19 protein-coding genes are annotated in these 19,466 nt (G+C 67.0%); 8 read left to right on the top strand and 11 right to left on the bottom strand.

Translation table 11 applies throughout. The features are described from left to right. The first annotated feature begins 47 nt into the window (after nucleotides 1-47). Both CupriaWKF_RS13900 and ubiA read left to right on the top strand, forming a co-directional pair. Nucleotides 48-533: a Dps family protein gene (locus tag CupriaWKF_RS13900; protein WP_276098429.1), complete on the top strand. Its 486-nt coding sequence runs from the start codon at nucleotides 48-50 to the stop codon at nucleotides 531-533. Between the two features lie 152 nt (nucleotides 534-685). After that, nucleotides 686-1,543, top strand: a complete 858-nt coding sequence (gene ubiA / locus CupriaWKF_RS13895; RefSeq protein WP_276098428.1) for a 4-hydroxybenzoate octaprenyltransferase — start codon at nucleotides 686-688, stop codon at nucleotides 1,541-1,543. Between the two features lie 91 nt (nucleotides 1,544-1,634). Here ubiA and proC read toward each other — a convergent pair whose 3' ends face one another. Both proC and CupriaWKF_RS13885 read right to left on the bottom strand, forming a co-directional pair. Further along, a complete protein-coding gene (gene proC / locus CupriaWKF_RS13890; RefSeq protein ID WP_276098427.1) occupies nucleotides 1,635-2,471 on the bottom strand; it encodes a pyrroline-5-carboxylate reductase in 837 nt (278 codons plus the stop codon). Nucleotides 2,472-2,517: 46 nt separating this feature from the next. Next, the gene (locus CupriaWKF_RS13885; RefSeq protein WP_276098426.1) at nucleotides 2,518-3,207 is read right to left on the bottom strand and encodes a YggS family pyridoxal phosphate-dependent enzyme; all 690 of its coding nucleotides are present in this window, start codon (nucleotides 3,205-3,207) and stop codon (nucleotides 2,518-2,520) included. A gap of 75 nt (nucleotides 3,208-3,282) precedes the next feature. Between CupriaWKF_RS13885 and CupriaWKF_RS13880 the strand changes: the two genes are divergently transcribed. The 3 genes from CupriaWKF_RS13880 to CupriaWKF_RS13870 all read left to right on the top strand — a co-directional run bounded on the left by CupriaWKF_RS13880 (nucleotide 3,283) and on the right by CupriaWKF_RS13870 (nucleotide 6,066). After that, nucleotides 3,283-4,326 carry a type IV pilus twitching motility protein PilT gene (locus CupriaWKF_RS13880; protein ID WP_276098425.1) on the top strand — a complete coding sequence of 348 codons (1,044 nt, stop codon included), beginning with the start codon at nucleotides 3,283-3,285 and terminating at the stop codon, nucleotides 4,324-4,326. 61 nt (nucleotides 4,327-4,387) lie between these two features. Then, a complete protein-coding gene (locus tag CupriaWKF_RS13875; protein ID WP_276098424.1) occupies nucleotides 4,388-5,527 on the top strand; it encodes a PilT/PilU family type 4a pilus ATPase in 1,140 nt (379 codons plus the stop codon). 44 nt (nucleotides 5,528-5,571) lie between these two features. Further along, nucleotides 5,572-6,066, top strand: a complete 495-nt coding sequence (locus tag CupriaWKF_RS13870; protein ID WP_276098423.1) for a glutathione peroxidase — start codon at nucleotides 5,572-5,574, stop codon at nucleotides 6,064-6,066. Nucleotides 6,067-6,069: 3 nt separating this feature from the next. Here CupriaWKF_RS13870 and CupriaWKF_RS13865 read toward each other — a convergent pair whose 3' ends face one another. The 9 genes from CupriaWKF_RS13865 to CupriaWKF_RS13825 all read right to left on the bottom strand — a co-directional run bounded on the left by CupriaWKF_RS13865 (nucleotide 6,070) and on the right by CupriaWKF_RS13825 (nucleotide 15,176). Then, nucleotides 6,070-6,759, bottom strand: coding sequence for a YafY family protein (locus tag CupriaWKF_RS13865; RefSeq protein ID WP_276098422.1), 690 nt, complete (start codon nucleotides 6,757-6,759; stop codon nucleotides 6,070-6,072). Nucleotides 6,760-6,771: 12 nt separating this feature from the next. After that, nucleotides 6,772-7,143, bottom strand: a complete 372-nt coding sequence (locus CupriaWKF_RS13860) for a VOC family protein (RefSeq protein ID WP_276098421.1) — start codon at nucleotides 7,141-7,143, stop codon at nucleotides 6,772-6,774. Between the two features lie 85 nt (nucleotides 7,144-7,228). Continuing rightward, nucleotides 7,229-7,954 carry an LrgB family protein gene (locus tag CupriaWKF_RS13855; protein ID WP_211945709.1) on the bottom strand — a complete coding sequence of 242 codons (726 nt, stop codon included), beginning with the start codon at nucleotides 7,952-7,954 and terminating at the stop codon, nucleotides 7,229-7,231. A gap of 2 nt (nucleotides 7,955-7,956) precedes the next feature. Beyond that, a complete protein-coding gene (locus CupriaWKF_RS13850; protein ID WP_276098420.1) occupies nucleotides 7,957-8,343 on the bottom strand; it encodes a CidA/LrgA family protein in 387 nt (128 codons plus the stop codon). A gap of 78 nt (nucleotides 8,344-8,421) precedes the next feature. Beyond that, complete coding sequence (gene glcF, locus CupriaWKF_RS13845) at nucleotides 8,422-9,675, bottom strand: glycolate oxidase subunit GlcF (protein WP_276098419.1); 1,254 nt, start codon at nucleotides 9,673-9,675, stop codon at nucleotides 8,422-8,424. Nucleotides 9,676-9,718: 43 nt separating this feature from the next. After that, nucleotides 9,719-10,822: a glycolate oxidase subunit GlcE gene (gene glcE / locus CupriaWKF_RS13840; RefSeq protein ID WP_276098418.1), complete on the bottom strand. Its 1,104-nt coding sequence runs from the start codon at nucleotides 10,820-10,822 to the stop codon at nucleotides 9,719-9,721. A 145-nt stretch (nucleotides 10,823-10,967) separates the two neighbouring features. After that, entirely contained in the window at nucleotides 10,968-12,482 is a 1,515-nt protein-coding gene (locus CupriaWKF_RS13835; protein WP_276098417.1) for an FAD-linked oxidase C-terminal domain-containing protein, read from the bottom strand. Nucleotides 12,483-12,849: 367 nt separating this feature from the next. Next, nucleotides 12,850-13,740, bottom strand: coding sequence for a LysR substrate-binding domain-containing protein (locus tag CupriaWKF_RS13830; protein ID WP_276098416.1), 891 nt, complete (start codon nucleotides 13,738-13,740; stop codon nucleotides 12,850-12,852). A 5-nt stretch (nucleotides 13,741-13,745) separates the two neighbouring features. Next, complete coding sequence (locus tag CupriaWKF_RS13825) at nucleotides 13,746-15,176, bottom strand: FAD-linked oxidase C-terminal domain-containing protein (RefSeq protein WP_276098415.1); 1,431 nt, start codon at nucleotides 15,174-15,176, stop codon at nucleotides 13,746-13,748. A 248-nt stretch (nucleotides 15,177-15,424) separates the two neighbouring features. Between CupriaWKF_RS13825 and CupriaWKF_RS13820 the strand changes: the two genes are divergently transcribed. The 3 genes from CupriaWKF_RS13820 (at nucleotide 15,425) to dnaJ (ending at nucleotide 19,461) form a co-directional block, all read left to right on the top strand. Next, nucleotides 15,425-16,000 carry a cob(I)yrinic acid a,c-diamide adenosyltransferase gene (locus CupriaWKF_RS13820; RefSeq protein WP_276098414.1) on the top strand — a complete coding sequence of 192 codons (576 nt, stop codon included), beginning with the start codon at nucleotides 15,425-15,427 and terminating at the stop codon, nucleotides 15,998-16,000. A 215-nt stretch (nucleotides 16,001-16,215) separates the two neighbouring features. Then, nucleotides 16,216-18,156: a molecular chaperone DnaK gene (dnaK, locus tag CupriaWKF_RS13815; protein WP_276098413.1), complete on the top strand. Its 1,941-nt coding sequence runs from the start codon at nucleotides 16,216-16,218 to the stop codon at nucleotides 18,154-18,156. 168 nt (nucleotides 18,157-18,324) lie between these two features. Then, entirely contained in the window at nucleotides 18,325-19,461 is a 1,137-nt protein-coding gene (gene dnaJ, locus CupriaWKF_RS13810) for a molecular chaperone DnaJ (RefSeq protein WP_276098412.1), read from the top strand. Nucleotides 19,462-19,466 lie beyond the last annotated feature (5 nt).

Here is a 19,466-nt window from a genome sequence, read left to right as displayed (position 1 = left end):
AGCCGTGTGGCAATCCTCGTGCTTTCCCAGAATGGAGCGTACTTACCATGGCAAAGAAGAATGAGATGAGCGTGAACATCGGCATCTCCGACAAGGACCGCAAGAAGATCGCCGAAGGCCTGTCCAAGCTGCTGGCCGACACCTACACCCTCTACCTCAAGACCCATAACTTCCACTGGAACGTGACGGGCCCCATGTTCAACACGCTGCATCTGATGTTCGAGACGCAGTACAACGAACTGGCGCTGGCCGTGGATTCCATCGCGGAGCGCATCCGCGCGCTGGGCTACCCGGCGCCGGGCACCTACAAGGAATATGCGCGCCTGTCGTCGATCCAGGAAGAAGACGGCGTGCCGGAAGCCACCGAGATGATCCGCAAACTGGTCGAAGGCCAGGAGGCCGTGGTGCGCACCGCACGCTCGATCTTCCCGCTGGTCGACGCCGCCAGCGACGAGCCGTCGGCCGACCTGCTGACCCAGCGCATGCAGACGCACGAAAAGACCGCGTGGATGCTGCGCTCGATGCTGGCCTGATCGTCGCCTGACTGCCATGCCGGCACGACGCGCCGCAACCGTCCTGGCTGCGGCGCGTTTTCGCTCAGTGCCTCGCTGTGCGCTGAACCCGTGCCCCTCCGATGACTCCTGCCCCCGCTGCTGCCGTGCTGCTTTCCTGTCCCCGAGCTCCCATGTCTGAACGCCTTGCCCTCTATGCGCGCCTGGTGCGCATCGACAAGCCCATCGGCACGCTGCTGCTGCTGTGGCCCACGCTGTGGGCGCTGTGGATGGCGGCTGGCGGCCCGCCGGCCCTGAGCGTGTTCTGCATCTTCTTTGCCGGCACGTTCCTGATGCGCTCCGCGGGCTGCGCGATCAACGACTATGCCGACCGGGACTTCGACAAGCACGTCAAGCGCACGAGGGAACGGCCGCTGACGGCTGGCAGGATTGCGGCATGGGAAGCGCTGGCAGTGGCGGCGGTGCTGGCGCTGCTTGCATTCGCGCTGATCTTGCCGCTCAACAGCCTGACCAAGTGGCTGGCCGTAGTGGCCGCGGTGGTCGCTGGCACCTATCCGTTCTTCAAGCGCTTTTTCGCGATTCCGCAGGCCTACCTGGGTATCGCTTTTGGTTTCGGCATTCCGATGGCGTTTGCTGCCGTGCAGGCCCAGGTGCCGCTGGTGGCGTGGGTGATGCTGCTGGGCAATGTGTTCTGGGCTATCGCCTATGACACGGCCTATGCCATGGTCGATCGCGACGATGACCTGCTGATCGGCATCAAGACCTCGGCCATCACGTTCGGCCGTTTCGATGTGGCTGCGATCATGGTTTGCTATGCGGCCTTCCTGGCGCTGATGGCGTGGGCCGGCGTGATGCTGTCGCTGGGGTGGCCGTATTGGGTGGGCCTGGCTGCCGCTGCGGTTTGCGCGGGCTATCACTACACGCTGATCCGTGACCGCGACCGTATGCGGTGCTTTGCGGCGTTCCGCCATAACAACTGGCTTGGAGCGTGTGTGTTCGCGGGGACCGCGTTGGCGTACGCGATCCGCTAATGTTCCTCCCCTCTCCCATGCATGGGAGAGGGGAGCAAGCCTGCGAAATGGCAGGCGGCGTTGGCAGAACGCCGCTAACCACGCCGCCCGCTCAATCCTTCCCGAACTCTTCCCCCATTTCCTTCCCGCGTGCCGCCGCCGCATGCATGGCGCGCACGAACGCGTCAGCGATGCCGGCGCTTTGCATGGCCGTCAGCGCTGCATAGGTCGTACCGCCCTTGGACGTCACCCGTTCGCGCAATGTGGACACCGCTTCCGGCGACTGGCCGGCCAGCGTGGCGGCGCCGAGGAAGGTCTGTACGGCCAGTTCCCGTCCTTGCTGCGCGCTCAGGCCGAGTTCGGTGGCGGCGCGTTCCATCGCTTCGATGAAGAAGAACACATAAGCCGGGCCGCTGCCCGAAATGGCCGTAACGGCATCGATCTGGTCGTCGCCCTCGACCCACGCGCACTTGCCCACGGCTTCGGCCACTGCGGTGGCAATGGCGCGGTCCTGCGCCGACAGCCCAGTTGGTGAAGCCAGTCCCGTCATGCCCATGCCCGACAACGCCGGCGTATTGGGCATCGCCCGGACCAGCCGCGTGCGGCCGCCGAGCCAGCGCTGCATGTCCTGCAGGCGGATGCCGGCGGCCACGCTGATCACAAGGTTGCCGGCGCCGCTTGCGGGCAGGTACGGCAGCAGGCTGGCCGCGGCTTCGCGGAACTGCTGCGGCTTGACCGCCAGCACCAGCACGTCGGACGCGCCGAAGGCCGCATCCGGCGCGCCGGACGTGTGCACGCCCAGGTCGCGCGCCAGGCGCTGCTGTGCATCGGGGAACGGATCGACCACGCGGATCGAGGCGGCGGGCACGCCGCGCGCGATCAGGCCGCCGATCAGGGCGGTGGCCATATTGCCGCCACCAAGGAAGCCGAAGGTCAGGGTATCGAGCATGTCAGTCTCTGGCTGGAATGGGAGAGGGGGAATGCAGTCGCGGCGCTCACGCGCGCGCGCCGAAGATGGCCGTGCCGATGCGCACGATGGTCGCGCCTTCCGCGATGGCGGCATCCATGTCGCCGGACATGCCCATCGACAGCGTGTCCAGCGGCAGGCCCGCCGCTTGCAGCGACTGCAACAGTCCGCGCATCGCCGCAAACGGCCGGCGCTGCGCGGCGGGGTCGCTCGCGGGCTCGGGAATCGCCATCAGTCCGCGCAGGCGAAGACCGGGCAGGACGGCGACGGCGCGGGCCAGTTCCGGCACGTCTTCAGGCGCGACGCCGCTCTTGCTGGCTTCGTCGCTGATATTCACCTGGATGCAGACCTGCAGCGGCGCCATGCCGGCCGGACGCTGCGCCGACAGCCGCTGCGCGGTCTTGAGCCGGTCAACCGCATGCACCCAGTCGAAATGCTCGGCCACCAGCCGTGTCTTGTTGCTTTGCAGCGGCCCGATGAAATGCCACGCGACCTGGCTGCGCAGGTCGGCCAGCGCAACGATCTTCTCCACGCCTTCCTGCACGTAATTTTCGCCAAAAGCGCGCTGCCCGGCCTCGATTGCCTCGCGCACAATGCCGGGTGCAACGGTCTTGGAAACGGCCAGCAAGGCCACGTCTTCCGGGACTCGTCCGGCTTGTTGTGCCGCCGCCGCGATGCCGCGGTGCACAGCTTGCAAGTTGGCGGCAATTACAGACATAATCCGGCGGACATATAGAAGAAGTAAAAAGAAGTACGAAAAGTACTAACAATTAATCGGGTGGGGTCATTATAGATGGACATCGCGCAGCTATTGGCTTTCGCAGTCAAGAACAAGGCGTCCGATCTACACCTCTCGGCGGACATGCCGCCGATGGTGCGTATTCACGGCGACATGCGGCGCATCAACGTCGCCCACATGGCGCACAAGGATGTCCACGCCATGGTGTACGACATCATGAGCGACTCCCAGCGCAAGAGCTACGAAGAGCGGCTGGAAATCGATTTCTCGTTTGAAATCGCCGGCCTGTCGCGTTTCCGGGTCAACGCCTACAACACGCAGCGCGGCGCGGCCGCGGTATTCCGTACGATTCCCTCCAAGGTTCTCACGCTCGAAGAACTGCGCGCGCCGGCGGTATTCGCCGACCTGTGCATGAAGCCACGCGGCCTGGTGCTGGTGACCGGGCCGACCGGCTCGGGCAAGTCCACCACGCTGGCGGCAATGGTGGACCACCGCAACGAAAACGACATGGGTCACATCCTTACGGTCGAGGACCCGATCGAATTCGTCCACAACTCCAAGAAGAGCCTGATCAACCAGCGCGAGCTGGGTCCGCACACGCACTCGTTCGCCAATGCGTTGCGCTCCGCGCTGCGTGAAGACCCGGACGTGATCCTGGTGGGCGAGTTGCGCGACCTGGAAACCATCCGCCTGGCGCTGACGGCGGCGGAAACCGGCCACCTGGTTTTCGGCACGCTGCACACCAGCTCCGCGGCCAAGACCATCGACCGTGTGGTCGACGTGTTCCCGCCCGAAGAGAAGGACATGGTGCGCACCATGCTGTCCGAATCGCTGGAGGCCGTGATCTCGCAGACGCTGCTGAAGACGCGTGACGGCAACGGCCGCACCGCCGCGCACGAGATCATGATCGCCACGCCCGCGATTCGCCACCTGATCCGCGAGAACAAGATCGCGCAGATGTACTCGATGATGCAGACCAGCAGCGGGCTGGGCATGCAGACCCTGGACCAGTGCCTGTCGGACCTGATCAAGCGCAGCATGATCAGCTACAGCGACGCACGGGCCATTGCCAAGAACCCCGACGCCTTCATGGGCTGAGGCCCGCGCCTCGCCCTCCGGCCGCGCCACCGGAGCGGCCTCTTCTTCGCAGGACCACGCCATGCTCGACCGCGAATCCGCCGCCAAGTACATCAACGACCTGCTCGAGCTCATGGTGAGCAACCGCGGGTCGGACCTGTTCATCACCTCGGACTTCCCGCCCGCCATCAAGGTCGACGGCAAGGTCACGCCGGTCTCGCAGCAGCCGCTCAATCCGACGCAGGCGCTGGGCCTGGTGCGCTCGATCATGAACGAGCGCCAGGTCAAGGAGTTCGACGACAGCCGCGAGTGCAACTTCGCCATCTCGGTGCCCAAGGCCGGGCGCTTTCGCGTCTCGGCATTTATCCAGCAGGGCAAGGCCGGCATGGTGGTGCGGACCATCAACACGCGCATCCCGTCGGTGGCGGACCTGGACCTGCCGCCGACGCTGCATGAGATTGTCATGTCCAAGCGCGGCCTGGTGATCGTGACCGGCGCCACGGGCTCGGGCAAGTCGACCACGCTCGCGGCCATGCTGGACCACCGCAACGCGAATTCCTACGGCCACATCATCACCATCGAGGACCCGATCGAATACGTGCATGCGCACCAGAACTGCGTGGTCACGCAGCGCGAGGTCGGCATCGACACCGAGTCCTGGCATATCGCGCTGAAGAACACGCTGCGCCAGGCGCCCGACGTGATCCTGATCGGCGAAATCCGCGACCGCGAGACCATGGAATACGCGATGCAGTACGCGGAGACCGGCCACCTGTGCCTGGCCACGCTGCACGCCAACAACGCCAACCAGGCCATCGACCGCATCGTCAACTTCTTCCCCGAGGAAAAGCGCCAGCAGCTGCTGATCGACCTGTCGCTGAACCTGAAGGCCATGGTCTCCCAGCGCCTGCTGCCGCGCGCGGGCCGCAAGGGGCGCGTGCCGGCCGTGGAAATCATGATCGGCACGCCGCTGGTGGCCGACCTGATCTTCAAGGGCGAGATCCACGAACTCAAGGAAGTGATCAAGAAATCGCGCGAGCAGGGCATGATTTCCTTCGACCAGGCATTGTTCGACCTGCACGAAAGCGGCAAGATCACGTATGAGGACGCGCTGCGCAATGCCGATTCGCTCAATGACCTGCGGCTGATGATCAAGCTGCACAGCGCCGCCAGCAAGGATACCGACCTCGGTGCCGGTACCGAGCACCTGAACGTGATCTGATCCGCGCGCGTCCGCCCGTGTCCGATCCAGGAGCCAAGTCCGCCATGAGCAATGTCTACCAGTTCGAAGCCAAGTCCCTTGCTGGCCAGCCAGTGCCGCTGTCGCAGTTCCGCGGCAAGGTGCTGCTGATCGTCAACACTGCCAGTGAATGCGGCTTTACGCCGCAGTACGCAGGCCTGCAGGCGCTGCATGACGCCTATGCCCCGCGCGGACTTGAGGTGCTGGGTTTCCCCTGCAACCAGTTCGGCAAGCAGGAGCCCGGCGACGCGCAGCAGATCGGCCAGTTCTGCGAATCGCGCTTTGGCGTCACGTTCCCGATGTTCGCCAAGATCGACGTGAACGGCGCCGATGCCCACCCGCTGTACCAGTGGCTGACCAGCGAGAAGCGCGGCGTGCTCGGCACGCAGGCGATCAAGTGGAATTTCACCAAGTTCCTGCTGCGCCGCGATGGCACGGTCTACAAGCGCTACGGGTCGATGACCAAGCCGGAAGAGATCCGCGCGGACATCGAGACGCTGATCGCCGATCCCGGCGCGTGAAGCTTACGTTCCGCTGGCCCGTACCGCGCGCAGGAAGCCATTGAGCGAGCGGTCCGGCGTTTCGTGGAAACGGTCGTCGAGCATGCGGATTTCGCGGCAGCGGTCCAGGCGGAAGCTGCGGTAGTCGGTGCGCGTCGTGCACCATGCGGCCAGCAGCCACGCATTGCCCCAGAAGAACAATCCCAGCGGCTGCACCACGCGCTCCGTGATGCGCTGTTCCGCATCGCAATAGTCGAGCAGCAGCAGCTTCTGTGCGCCCAGCGCGCCGTGCACGACGTCGAAGGCCTCGCGCACCTGCGCGCGGTTGACATACTCCGGCGCGAACACGCGGCTTTGCTGCGCGGCCAGCCGGCGCGGCGGCGGCAGCGCGGCCATCAGCTTTTCCAGCGCGGGGTCGGCCGCGGCCGCCAGCGCGCCGCCGCCCCAGGCCTTGAGCAGGCGCAGGCCGGCCACCAGCGCTTCGACTTCCAGAGCGGTGAACATCAGCGGCGGTACATCGAAATCGGCGCGCAGGCGGTAGCCGATGCCGGCCTCGCCCTCGACCGGCACGCCCGACAGCGACAGTGCCTGGATGTCACGGTAGACGGTGCGTTCGGACACGCCGAGCCGCTGCGCGAGCAGCGCCGCCGTGGTCAGGCGGCGGCCGCGCAGGACCTGGACGATCTGGAACAGGCGGTCGGCGCGGCGGCTCACATGCCCTCCGGTTCAGCCCGTGAACGGCTCATGCAGGCCGATGCGGTTGCCCTCGCTGTCGGCGATATGCGCGATGCGGCCGATGTCGCCAGGCAGCTGCAGCGGGCCAAACACGGTCTTGCCGCCCGCATGGGCGACGCGCTGCAGCAGCGCGTCGAGCCCCGGGGCATGCAGGTAGGGCAGCGTGCCATAGTGCTGGCTGGGCCGGTAGTCTTCACCGGCCACCAGCGCGCCGCCCGGGTCGGGGTTCGGGAACACCGCCATGTCGACCTGGCTCATGGTTTCGCGCCTGAGCGTCGTTTCGAATACCTGCTCGTAGAAGTGGATCGCACGCTTCATATCGACAACGGGGATCTCCAGCCAGTTGATCAGGCCATTGCTCATGATGGACTCCTGGGTCACGGGGAAAGGAGTCCGCATCTTGCGCGGGGGCTCCTGACAGCGTCCTGTCAGGAGCGTGGCAGCAGGATCAGTGCGGCATCCACGCTGCCAGCACTGGCACCATGATGGCCGTCAGCACGCCGTTCAGGCCCATGCCGAGAGCGGCGAAGGCGCCGGCTTCCTGGTTCACCTGAAATGCGCGCGCGGTACCGATGCCGTGCGCCGCCACGCCGGTGGCGAATCCGCGCACGGTGTAGTCGCGGATGCGCAGCAGGTTCAGCACGCTGGTCGCGCTCACGGCGCCGATGATGCCGGTGGCCATCACCAGCACCGCGGTCAGCGACGGCAGTCCGCCGATCTTCTCGGCCACGCCCATCGCGATCGGGATCGTCACCGACTTGGGCGCGAGCGACAGCACGGTCTCGCGCGAGGCGCCGAGCAACCATGCGATGCCGACGGCCGACACTACGGCCACCAGCGACCCGGCCACCAGCCCGACCAGCAGCGGGAATACGTGCGTGCGCAGCTTGGGCAGTTGCAGGTAGAGCGGCACGGCGAGCGCCACGGTGGCGGGGCCGAGCAGGAAGTGCACGAACTGCGCGCCGTCGAAATAGGTCTTGTATGGCGTGCCGGTGACGGTCAGGACGGTCACCAGCAGCGCGACGGCGATCATCACCGGGTTGGCAAGCGGCGAGAAGCGCGAGCGCTCATAGATGCGGAACGCGAACACATAGGCAAGCAGCGTGGCGGTCAGGCCGACCAGCGGGCTCGCGGCGAGGTAGACCCAGATCTCGTTGAGGCGGGGCGTCATCATGCCTATTCTCCGCTGTTGTCCGCGGCGCCGGCTGCCTGCGGCGCCGGTTCCTTGGGCTTGCGCATCAGCATGCGCGTGACCACGGCGGTGGTGGCGATGGCCAGCCACGTCGAGACTACCAGCGCGATCAGGATCGGCAGCCATTCGCCTTCGATGCGGCTGGCGTGGACCATGATGCCGACGCCGGCCGGCACGAACAGCAGCGACAGGTGCTTGAGCAGTTCGCTGGTGGTGCCCTGGATGATGGGCAGCAGGCGGTCGTCGAAGACCAGCCAGCCGAACAGCATGATCATGCCCAGCACGGGGCCGGGCACCGGCAGGTGCAGCGCGTAGCTGATCACCTCGCCGACGGATTGGAATACCAGGAGGATGGCAAAGGTCTGGAGCATGGGGCGTCTTGGCTTGTACTGTTTCTCCCTCTCCCGATGGGAGAGGGACGACAACCACACCGCCCCGTCCGGAGCGGCTCAGCCCAGCATCTTGTCCACCAGTTCGATCCAGTGCATGACCGGCGTTTCGGTGCCGCCCTGCAGGTGGGAGATGCAGCCGATATTGGCAGAGACGATGGCTTCCGGCTGGGTGGCCTCCAGTTTGGCGAGCTTGTCGTCGCGCAGGCGGTAGGCCAGTTCCGGCTGCAGCACCGAATACGTGCCCGCCGAGCCGCAGCACAGGTGGCTGTCAGCGCAGAGTTTGACTTCCACGCCGAGGCCGGTCAAGAGCGCTTCGACCTTGCCGTGGATCTGCTGGCCGTGCTGCAGCGTGCACGGCGGGTGGTAGGCCACGCGGCGGCCGTCGCGCGGCACCGCGCCGGCGCGCGCATGCAGCGCATCGGCAAAGTCCGGCAGGATCTCCGACAGGTCCCGCGTGAGCGCCGAGACGCGGCGTGCGCGCTCGGCGTACTTCGGGTCGTTGCGCAGCAGGTGGCCGTAGTCCTTCACCATCGCGCCGCAGCCCGAAGCGGTCATGACGATCGCTTCGGCGCCGGCTTCGATGTGCGGCCACCACGCATCGATATTGCGGCGCATATTGTCGAGGCCGCCGCCGTGGTCGCCGGTGTGGAAGCGGATGGCGCCACAACAGCCGGCTTCTTGCGCCACCACCAGTTGTACGCCGACACGGTCGAACACGCGCGCCGTCGCGGCATTGATGTTGGGCGACATCGCGGGCTGCACGCAGCCGTCGAGCAACAGCATCTTGCGCGCATGCGCGGTGCGCGGCCACTGGCCGGGCCCGGCGGTCTTGCCGAGTTCCGGCACCTTGTTGCGCAGCGTGGCCGGCAGCATCGGTCGCATCATCTGCCCGAGCTTCAGCGCGGTGCCGAACAGCGCCGGACGCGTCAGGCCTTCGCGCAGCACCCAGCGCGTCACGCGTTCGCGCGCGGGGCGGCGGATGCCGCGTGCCTCGAGCTGGTCGTCCACCACCTGCCGGCCGATGTCCACCAGCCGCCCGTAGCGCACGCCCGACGGGCAGGTCGATTCGCAGTTGCGGCAGGTCAGGCAGCGGTCCAGGTGCAGCCGCGTGCTTTCACTGACGGCATTGCCTTCCAGCACCTGCTTCATCAGGTAGATGCGCCCGCGCGGGCCGTCTAGTTCGTCGCCAAGCAGCTGGTAGGTCGGGCAGGTGGCGGTGCAGAAGCCGCAGTGCACGCATTTGCCGACGATGGACTTGGCTTCCTCGCCTTCGGGCGTATTGCGGAGAAAATCGGCCAGGGTCGTTTGCATGGTGTGGGGTGTGGTTGCCTTGGCGTTGAACGGGGCGCGCGGCTCAGAGGCCGGGGTACATGCGCTGCGGGTTGAAGATGCCGGCCGGATCGAAGCTGGCCTTCAGCCGCGTGTGGATCGCGGCCAGCGGGGAGGCCAGCGGCGTGAACACGCCGACCGACTTGTCGCCGTTGCGGAACAGCGTGGCATGTCCGCCGGCGGCCTGTGCGATGCCGCGCACCAGTCCGGCATGGTTGCCGTCCGGGCCGGCGTCGGGCAGCCACCAGCGCTGGCCGCCGCCCCACTCGACCAGCTGGGTCCCCGGCAGGTCCAGCGGCGCCGTCGTCGGTGGCACCGCCAGGCGCCACAGCGTACGGCCCTGCAGGGCGGGGGTGAAGAACGCATGCGTCTGCTCGCGCAGCGACTGCCAGAACGCGACGCCTTCTTCCTGCGCGACGGCTTCGCCGCCAAGCCTGGCGCGCGCCGCGCGCACAGCGGCGGTGGCGCCCGACAGCCGCACGTGCAGCAGGCCTTCATGCCAGGCCGATGCCGCGATCGGCAACGGCTGGCCACCCCACTGGTTCAGGCGGTCGATAGCCTCGGCCTGGCTCATTGCGAAGTGCAGCGTGGCGTCGCCGAACGGGGCCGGCAGCACCTTGACCGAAACTTCCAGGATCAGCCCGAGCGTGCCGAGCGAGCCCGCGAGCAGCCGCGACACGTCATAGCCGGCGACGTTCTTCATCACCTGGCCGCCGAAGCTCAGCACCTCGCCATTGCCATCCATCATCTGCGCGCCCAGCACGAAGTCGCGCAGCGCGCCGGCCGATTGCCGGCGCGGACCCGACAAGCCGGCGGCCACGGCGCCGCCGAAGGTCGCGGTGCTGGGCTGGCCAGAGGCTGCGAAGTGCGGCGGCTCGAACGCCAGCATCTGGCGCTTTTCCGCCAGCGCGGCCTCGATCTCGGCCAGCGGCGTGCCGCAGCGCGCGGTGATGACCAGCTCGGCCGGATCGTATTCGACGATGCCGCGATACGCGCGCGTATCCAGCAGCTGGCCGTCCATGGCCTGGCCGTAGAAGTCCTTGCTGCCGCCGCCGCGCAAACGCAGCGGCGTGCGCGTCTCGGTGGCATGCCGCACGGCATCGCGGAAGGAGTCGAGAGTGGCTTGCATGTGGGTCCGTTTCTTGTGCTGGGTCGTGTCGCGGTGTCAGGCATCTTTGCGGCGCCTGCCGCCGCTGCCGCCGGGTACCTCGGGGTGGCCCAGGCGCTGGCGCAGCATTTCGTTGGTCTGGCGCGGCATGGCTGGATCGCGCCGGTCAGAAGCGCGGCAGGTCCGGGTGGGGCAGCAGGCCCTTCTTCACGTGCATCTTGCCGTATTCGGCGCAGCGCGCGAGCGTGGGGATGGCCTTGTCCGGATTGAGCAGGCGCGCCGGGTCGAACGCGGCCTTGACGCCGAAGAAGGCTTCGCACTCGGCGCGCGAGAACTGCACGCACATCGAGTTGAGCTTCTCGACGCCCACGCCGTGTTCGCCGGTGACCGTGCCGCCCAGTTCCACGCAGGCTTCCAGGATGTCCGCGCCGAACAGCTCGGCACGGTGCCATTCGTCCTGGTCCGCGCCATCGAACAGGATCAGCGGATGCATATTGCCATCGCCGGCATGGAACACGTTGATGCAGCGCAGCGCGTACTTGCGCTCCATTTCCTCGATGCGCCGCAGCAGCGTGCCGATGTGCTTGCGCGGGATGGTGCCGTCCATGCAGTAGTAGTCGGGCGAGATCCGGCCGGCCGCCGGGAACGCATTCTTGCGCCCGCTCCAGAAGCGCAGGCGCTCGGCCTCGTTCTGCGACACCACGATGCGCGTGCAGCCCGAGGCGGTCAGCACCGCGCTCATGCGCTCGATTTCCTCGGCCACTTCCTCGGGCGTGCCGTCGGACTCGCACAGCAGGATGGCGGCCGCGTCGAGGTCGTAGCCGGCGTGCACGAATTCTTCCACCGCGGCGGTGGCGGGCTTGTCCATCATCTCGAGCCCGGCCGGAATGATGCCGGCCGCGATCACCGCGGCCACCGCGTTGCCGCCTTTCTCCACATCGTCGAAGCAGGCCATGATCACCTGCGCGAGCTGCGGTTTGGGGATCAGCCGCACGGTGACTTCGGTCACCACGGCCAGCATGCCTTCGGAGCCGATCATCGCGGCGAGCAGGTCCAGGCCCGGTGCGTCCGGGGCTTCCGAGCCGAACACCACGACCTCGCCTTCCATCGTCACCGCGCGCACGCGCAGCACGTTATGCACGGTCAGGCCGTACTTCAGGCAGTGCACGCCGCCGGAGTTCTCGCTGACGTTGCCGCCGATGGTGCAGGCGATCTGCGACGACGGGTCCGGCGCGTAGTACAGGTTGTGGGGCGCGGCCGCGTCCGAGATGGCCAGGTTGCGAACGCCGGGCTGGACCACGGCGGTGCGCGCGTGCGGGTCCACCTTCAGGATGCGCTTGAACTTGGCCAGCGATAGCACCAGGCCTTCGGCGATCGGCATCGCGCCGCCGGACAGGCTCGTGCCCGCGCCGCGCGGCACCACGGGCACGCCCAGCTTGTGGCACAGGCGCAGGATCGCGCAGACCTGCTCCTCGGTATCGGGCAGGGCCACGGCCATCGGTACCTGGCGGTAGGCGGCCAGGCCATCGCATTCATAGGGGACGGTGTCTTCCGGCTTCCACAGCAGCGCCGCGTCGGGCAGGATCTGCGCCAGGCCCGCCAGCAGCGCGCTGCGGCGGCCGTCGTCGGCGCCGGTGCTGCCAGGGCTGGCGCTCAGTGGGGCTTCGTGCGGGGCATTCATGGCAACTCCTGTGGGGGCCTGTCGGCGAGGCCGGCAGATGGTCTGCATATGGCCGGGAGGGGACGGGTGACTATAGCGCAGCGCTTGCGCCCCGGCTCGCCGCAGTACGTGAATTCGGCGCGGCAGGCCGATCAAAAATGCTCATCATGCCGGCGCGTTCTGCGCCGCCCGGGCGGCCTGCAGTGGCAGCGTAGCACCGGGCGGCGCGTGCAGCAAAGGCCGCGCCGCGCCGGTTCAGGCGGCTGACGCGGCGGCAACCGGTACACCATGTCGACCTTGTCGTGGAAGTGCGGCGCAATGTACAGCGTCGGGCTCCAGCCTGAAACGCACGAAACGCACGAAACGCACGAAACCCTTCCTTTCTTCCTTACCAGTCCAGGCTCAACAGCCAGTCGACGAAGTAGCGCGCCTCGGGCTTGAGCGGCGCCTGTTCGCGCTCGACGATGTAGTAGCCGTGCGGCGAGACCGATTCGACGTCGAGCAGCCGCACCATCTGCCCCAGCGACAGCCAGTGCCGCGCCATGCGCTGGCGCACCAGCGCCACGCCCTGGTTGGAGGCGATCGCTTCCAGCATCAGGCCGATATCGTTGAACTGCGGGCCGGTCTGCGGCTCGGGCCAGTCCAGACCGGCGGTCTCGAACCACGGTTTCCAGGGCTCCAGCGGGCTGCGCAGCAGTACCAGCCCGTGCAGGTGCTCGGGCCTGGTGATGGCGCGGCCGTTGACGCGCTCGTAGTACTCGCGCCCGCAGGCCGGGAACACCGGTTCGACCAGCAGCTTGGTCGTCTTCAGGTCCGGATAGCGGCCGGTGCCGTAGCGGATCTCGACATCGGTGTCCTCTGCCTTCACATCGAGGAACGGGATGGCCAGGTGCAGCTCGAGGTCGACATGCGGGTACAGCGCGCCGAACTCGGGCAGGCGCGGCACCAGGTGCTGGCGCCCGAACGTCGGCGGGATCGCCACGCGCAGGCGCGTGCGCAGCTTGTTGTACTCGGGCCGCGCGAGTTCGTTGAGCGACTTGAGCGCGTCCTGCACGTTGCGCAGGTAGCGCGTGCCGGCCGCGGTCAGGCGCAGCGCGGCGTTGGAGCGCACGAACAGGTCTTCGCCCCAGAGCTCTTCCAGGTTCTTGATGCGGTGCGACACCGCGCTGGGCGTGACCGACAGCTCTTCGGCCGCGCGCGCGAAACTGCCCAGGCGCGCCGCGGCTTCGAAGGCCACCAGCAGGTGCAGCGGCGGGACGCGGTTGAACATCGACGCCATCCCGCTCAGCTGGCCGCGCCGCGCACGGAGCGGAAGATCTTGCCCGGGTTCAGGATGCCGTTGGGATCGAGCGCTTGCTTGATCACGCGCATCAGGTCCAGTGCGTCCTCGCCATGCTCGCGCACCAGGAAATCCATCTTGTGCAGGCCCACGCCGTGCTCGCCGGTGCAGGTGCCGCCCATCGACAGCGCGCGCTCGACGATGCGGCGGTTGATGTCCTCGGCCTCGGCCATTTCCTCCGGCTTGTCCGGGTCGACCAGGATCGCCACGTGGAAATTGCCGTCGCCGACATGGCCGACGATCGGGCACGGCAGCGACGAGGCGATCAGGTCCTGCTCGGTCTCGGCCACGCAGTCGGCCAGGCGCGAGATCGGCACGCACACGTCGGTGGTCACCGCGCGGCAGCCGGGCTTGAGCTGCAGCATGGCGAAGTAGGCGGTATGGCGCGCATTCCACAGCCGGCTGCGGTCCTCGGGCCGCGTGGCCCATTCGAAATCCTGGCCGCCGTGCTCGGCGGTGATCTGCTGCACGGTCTCGGCCTGCTCGCGCACGCCGGCCTCGGTGCCGTGGAACTCGAAGAACAGGTGCGGCATTTCCGGCAGCGTCAGGTTGTCGTGCCGGTTGATGGCGCGGATCGCCAGCGCATCGACGAACTCCACGCGCGCGATCGGCACGCCGAGCTGGATGGTCTGGATCACGGCCTGCACCGCGCTGCTCATGCTCGGGAACGCGCAGACCGCAGCGGAAATCGCCTCAGGCTGCGGGTACAGGCGCACGGTCACTTCGGTGATGATGCCCAGCGTCCCCTCGCTGCCCACGAACAGGCGCGTCAGGTCATAGCCTGCCGACGACTTGCGCGCATGCGTGCCGGTGCGGATCACGCGGCCGTCGGCGGTCACCACGGTCAGCGCCAGCACATTTTCGCGCATGGTGCCGTAGCGCACCGCATTGGTCCCGGAGGCGCGCGTGGCGCACATGCCGCCCAGCGACGCGTCGGCGCCCGGGTCGATCGGGAAGAACAGGCCCGTGTCCTTGATCTCCTGGTTGAGCTGCTTGCGCGTGACGCCCGGCTGCACGGTCACGGTCAGGTCTTCCGGCTGGATCGCCAGCACCTGGTTCATCTGCGACAGGTCCAGGCTGATGCCGCCGGCCACCGCCAGCAGGTGCCCTTCCAGCGAAGAGCCCGCGCCGTAGGCGATCAGCGGCACGCCGTGCGCGTTGCACAGGCGCGCGACCTCGGCGACTTCTTCGGTGCTGTGGGCGAACACGACGCCGTCCGGCAGCGCCGGCGGGAATGGCGATTCGTCGCGGCCATGGTGCTCGCAGACGCCGGCGGAGGTCGAGAAGCGGGCGCCGAAGCGTGCCTGCAGCGCATCAAGCAGGGCGGGCGGCAAGGGGCGGCGTGCCAGGGCGGCGGGCGGCGTGGGGTGGTTCATGCAGGGTCTCCGGCGGGTCGCTGCGGCGTGCGCCAGGCTTCCGGAACCGTCGGCGGGTGTCGGCGGCGGAAGGGGCGCGACCCGGTTGTTGATTGGGGGAATGCTGCCATTCTACGCCGCGCGGCGCCTGATGCACCCCCGCGCATGGCCGGAACGATCGGGATTCCCTCGGGGGCGCGATCCGTTCGCGCGGGAGGCAAAGCACGCCATAATGCGCGCCATCCCCAAGACTTCCAGAGGAGACCGGCATGGGCCACCGCCTGTCCAAGATTGCCACCCGCACCGGCGATGCCGGCACCACCGGCCTCGGCGACGGCAGCCGCACGGGCAAGGACAGCCTGCGCATCGCCGCCATCGGCGACGTGGACGAACTCAATTCGCAGATCGGCGTGCTGCTCACCGAAGCCTTGCCGGCCGACGTGCGCGATGCGCTGCTGCATATCCAGCATGACCTGTTCGACCTGGGTGGCGAACTCTCCATCCCTGGCTACACCTTGCTCAAGCCCGAACAGGTGGCCCAGCTCGACGCCTGGCTGGACCACTACAATGCCGGGCTGCCGCGCCTGGCCGAATTCATCCTGCCGGGCGGCAGCCGGGCCGCCGCGCTGGCCCATGTCTGCCGCACCGTCTGCCGGCGCGCCGAGCGCGCGCTGGTCGCGCTTGGCGCCACGGAGGCGCTCAATGAAGCACCGCGCCAGTACCTGAACCGGCTGTCCGACCTGATGTTCGTGCTGGCCCGGGTACTCAACCGCGTCGGCGGCGGGAATGATGTGCTCTGGCAGCGCGGGCGCGATACGGCGAATATCAGAGACAAAAGTGATTGATGATTTGCTTTTTGCTGCCGCAGATCGTTTGCGACGGCAGCGTGGCGTGTATTGCTCAAGGACGGGAGCGGGCGCGCGATTGATCGGACGGCAGTAACCGAGAAAATTACTCGGATTTGCAGGTTCCGCCCTTGAAATGGCCCCGGACGGCCACATTTCGCACTCAGGTTGAATTGCAGCCGCGCGGATAGCGATGGCTCAATAGGAGAGAATAAATGGGTAAGATCATCGGTATCGACCTCGGTACCACCAATAGCTGCGTGTCGATCCTGGAAGGCAACACGCCCAAGGTCATCGAAAATTCGGAAGGTGCTCGCACCACCCCGTCGATCATCGCCTACATGGAAGACGGCGAGATCCTGGTCGGTGCCCCGGCCAAGCGCCAGGCCGTGACCAATCCGCGCAATACGCTGTATGCCGTCAAGCGCCTGATCGGCCGCAAGTTCGAAGAGAAGGAAGTCCAGAAGGACATCGGCCTGATGCCGTATTCCATCGTCAAGGCCGACAACGGCGACGCATGGGTGGGCGTGCGCGACCAGAAGCTGGCGCCGCCGCAGGTGTCGGCCGAAGTGCTGCGCAAGATGAAGAAGACCGCCGAGGACTACCTGGGCGAGCCGGTGACCGAGGCCGTGATCACGGTGCCCGCGTACTTCAATGACTCGCAGCGCCAGGCCACCAAGGACGCCGGCCGCATCGCGGGCCTGGACGTCAAGCGCATCATCAACGAGCCGACCGCGGCCGCGCTGGCGTTCGGCATGGACAAGAACGAGAAGGGCGACCGCAAGATCGCCGTGTATGACCTCGGCGGCGGCACCTTCGACATCTCGATCATCGAGATCGCGGACGTGGACGGCGAGAAGCAGTTCGAAGTGCTGTCGACCAACGGCGACACCTTCCTGGGCGGTGAAGACTTCGACCAGCGCATCATCGACTACATCATCGCCGAGTTCAAGAAGGACCAGGGCGTCGACCTGTCGAAGGACGTGCTGGCGCTGCAGCGCCTGAAGGAAGCCGCTGAAAAGGCCAAGATCGAACTGTCGAGCTCGCAGCAGACCGAGATCAACCTGCCGTACATCACGGCCGATGCCTCGGGTCCGAAGCACCTGAACCTGAAGATGACCCGCGCCAAGCTCGAATCCCTGGTGGAAGAGCTGATCACGCGCACCATCGAGCCGTGCCGCACCGCGATCAAGGATGCGGGCGTCAAGATCAGCGACATCGACGACGTGATCCTGGTCGGCGGCATGACCCGCATGCCCAAGGTGCAGGAACAGGTCAAGGAGCTCTTCGGCAAGGAAGCGCGCAAGGACGTGAACCCGGACGAAGCCGTGGCCGTCGGCGCCGCGATCCAGGGTTCGGTGCTGTCGGGCGACCGCAAGGACGTGCTGCTGCTGGACGTGACGCCGCTGTCGCTGGGGATCGAGACCCTGGGCGGCGTGATGACCAAGATGATCACCAAGAACACCACCATCCCGACCAAGCATGCGCAGGTGTTCTCGACCGCCGACGACAACCAGCCGGCCGTGACCATCAAGGTGTACCAGGGCGAGCGTGAAATGGCGACCGGCAACAAGCTGCTGGGCGAGTTCAACCTCGAGGGCATTCCGCCGGCACCGCGCGGCACGCCGCAGATCGAGGTGTCGTTCGACATCGACGCCAACGGCATCCTGCACGTGGGCGCCAAGGACAAGGCGTCCGGCAAGGAAAACCGGATCACCATCAAGGCGAATTCGGGCCTGTCGGAAGACGAGATCCAGCGCATGGTGAAGGACGCCGAGGCCAACGCCGAGGAAGACAAGAAGGCCCGCGAGCTGGCTGACGCCCGCAACCAGGCCGACGCGCTGATCCACTCGACCAAGAAGGCGCTGACCGAGTACGGCGACAAGCTGGACGGCGGCGAGAAGGAAAAGATCGAAGCTGCGATCAAGGAACTGGAAGACGCCGCACGCGGCGGCGACAAGGCCCAGATCGACGCCAAGGTCGCTGCGCTGTCGGAAGTCAGCCAGAAGCTGGGCGAGAAGGTCTACGCCGACATGCAGGCCAAGGCCGGTGAGCAGGGCGCGGCGGGTGCCGCTGGCGCCGGTGCCCAGCAGGCCCAGCCGCAGGACGATAACGTGGTCGACGCCGAGTTCAAGGAAGTCAACGACAAGAAGTAATCGGGCAGGGCGGCGGCGCGCGCATGCGCCGGCGCCGCCCCGTCCCGACGCCGGGCGACGGACATCGGACCCAGCGGGAAACCGCGGTCGGATGCCTCGCTCGGCTTTTTTGCTATTCGCCGGGAACCGCTGCAGTGGCGGTTCCGGGCCAAAAGGTAATGAGCCACCATGGCAAAACGTGACTACTACGAAGTGCTCGGGGTAGGCAAGAACGCGAGCGACGACGAGATCAAGAAGGCTTATCGCAAGCTCGCGATGAAGTACCACCCGGACCGCAATCCGGACAGCAAGGATGCCGAGGAAAAATTCAAGGAGGTCAAAGAGGCCTACGAGATGCTTTCCGACCCGGAGAAGAAGGCGGCCTACGATCAGTACGGCCACGCCGGCGTGGATCCGAACATGGCGGGCGGCTTCGGCGGCGCCGGCGGCTACGGCGGGTTTGCCGAGGCCTTCGGCGATATCTTTGGCGACATCTTCGGCCAGCAGGGCGGCGGGCGCCGTGGCGCCGGAGGCCCGCAGGCGTATCGCGGCGCCGACCTGCGCTACAGCATGGAAATCTCGCTGGAGCAGGCTGCCCACGGCCACGAGGCCCAGATCCGCGTGCCGCACTGGGACGACTGCGACCATTGCCACGGCAAGGGCGCCGAGCCCGGATCGAGCGTGGAAACCTGCCCGACCTGCCACGGCAACGGCCAGGTGCGCGTGTCGCAGGGCTTCTTCACGATGCAGCAGACCTGCCCGAAGTGCCACGGCAGCGGCAAGTACATCCCGAAGCCGTGCACCAAGTGCCACGGCCAGGGCAAGCTGAAGTCGCAGAAGACGCTGGAAGTGAAGATTCCGGCCGGCATCGACGAAGGCATGCGCATCCGCTCGTCGGGCAACGGCGAGCCGGGCATCAACGGCGGCCCGCCGGGCGACCTGTATGTGGAAGTCCACATCAAGCAGCACGCGGTGTTCGAGCGCGATGGCGACGACCTGCATTGCCAGATGCCGATCTCCTTCGCCACCGCGGCGCTGGGCGGCGACCTGGAAGTGCCGACGCTGAACGGCAAGGCCACCTTCCCGGTGCCCGAGGCGACGCAGTCCGGCAAGACCTTCCGCCTGCGCGGCAAGGGCATCAAGGGCGTGCGTTCGGGCTATCCGGGCGATCTCTACGTGCATGTGAACGTGGAGACGCCGGTCAAGCTGACCGAATCCCAGAAGGACATGCTGCGCCAGTTCGACCGTTCGGTGCATGAGGGCGGCTCGCGCCACAGTCCGCAGGAGCAGTCCTGGCTGGACAAGGTGAAGAGCTTCTTCAGCTAAGCCGA

Source organism: Cupriavidus sp. WKF15, assembly GCF_029278605.1.
In the GTDB taxonomy this organism is placed as follows: Bacteria; Pseudomonadota; Gammaproteobacteria; order Burkholderiales; family Burkholderiaceae; genus Cupriavidus.
The sequence above is the reverse complement of the archived record's forward strand: the minus strand, read 5'-3'. Positions and strand labels throughout refer to the sequence as shown.

Coding starts and splice junctions, on each gene's coding strand:
- CupriaWKF_RS13900 (WP_276098429.1), top strand. CDS start 48: ATGGCAAAGAAGAATGAGATGAGCGTGAACATCGGCATCTCCGACAAG.
- ubiA (WP_276098428.1), top strand. CDS start 686: ATGTCTGAACGCCTTGCCCTCTATGCGCGCCTGGTGCGCATCGACAAG.
- proC (WP_276098427.1), bottom strand. CDS start 2,471: ATGCTCGATACCCTGACCTTCGGCTTCCTTGGTGGCGGCAATATGGCC.
- CupriaWKF_RS13885 (WP_276098426.1), bottom strand. CDS start 3,207: ATGTCTGTAATTGCCGCCAACTTGCAAGCTGTGCACCGCGGCATCGCG.
- CupriaWKF_RS13880 (WP_276098425.1), top strand. CDS start 3,283: ATGGACATCGCGCAGCTATTGGCTTTCGCAGTCAAGAACAAGGCGTCC.
- CupriaWKF_RS13875 (WP_276098424.1), top strand. CDS start 4,388: ATGCTCGACCGCGAATCCGCCGCCAAGTACATCAACGACCTGCTCGAG.
- CupriaWKF_RS13870 (WP_276098423.1), top strand. CDS start 5,572: ATGAGCAATGTCTACCAGTTCGAAGCCAAGTCCCTTGCTGGCCAGCCA.
- CupriaWKF_RS13860 (WP_276098421.1), bottom strand. CDS start 7,143: ATGAGCAATGGCCTGATCAACTGGCTGGAGATCCCCGTTGTCGATATG.
- CupriaWKF_RS13855 (WP_211945709.1), bottom strand. CDS start 7,954: ATGATGACGCCCCGCCTCAACGAGATCTGGGTCTACCTCGCCGCGAGC.
- CupriaWKF_RS13850 (WP_276098420.1), bottom strand. CDS start 8,343: ATGCTCCAGACCTTTGCCATCCTCCTGGTATTCCAATCCGTCGGCGAG.
- glcF (WP_276098419.1), bottom strand. CDS start 9,675: ATGCAAACGACCCTGGCCGATTTTCTCCGCAATACGCCCGAAGGCGAG.
- glcE (WP_276098418.1), bottom strand. CDS start 10,822: ATGCAAGCCACTCTCGACTCCTTCCGCGATGCCGTGCGGCATGCCACC.
- CupriaWKF_RS13835 (WP_276098417.1), bottom strand. CDS start 12,482: ATGAATGCCCCGCACGAAGCCCCACTGAGCGCCAGCCCTGGCAGCACC.
- CupriaWKF_RS13830 (WP_276098416.1), bottom strand. CDS start 13,740: ATGGCGTCGATGTTCAACCGCGTCCCGCCGCTGCACCTGCTGGTGGCC.
- CupriaWKF_RS13825 (WP_276098415.1), bottom strand. CDS start 15,176: ATGAACCACCCCACGCCGCCCGCCGCCCTGGCACGCCGCCCCTTGCCG.
- CupriaWKF_RS13820 (WP_276098414.1), top strand. CDS start 15,425: ATGGGCCACCGCCTGTCCAAGATTGCCACCCGCACCGGCGATGCCGGC.
- dnaK (WP_276098413.1), top strand. CDS start 16,216: ATGGGTAAGATCATCGGTATCGACCTCGGTACCACCAATAGCTGCGTG.
- dnaJ (WP_276098412.1), top strand. CDS start 18,325: ATGGCAAAACGTGACTACTACGAAGTGCTCGGGGTAGGCAAGAACGCG.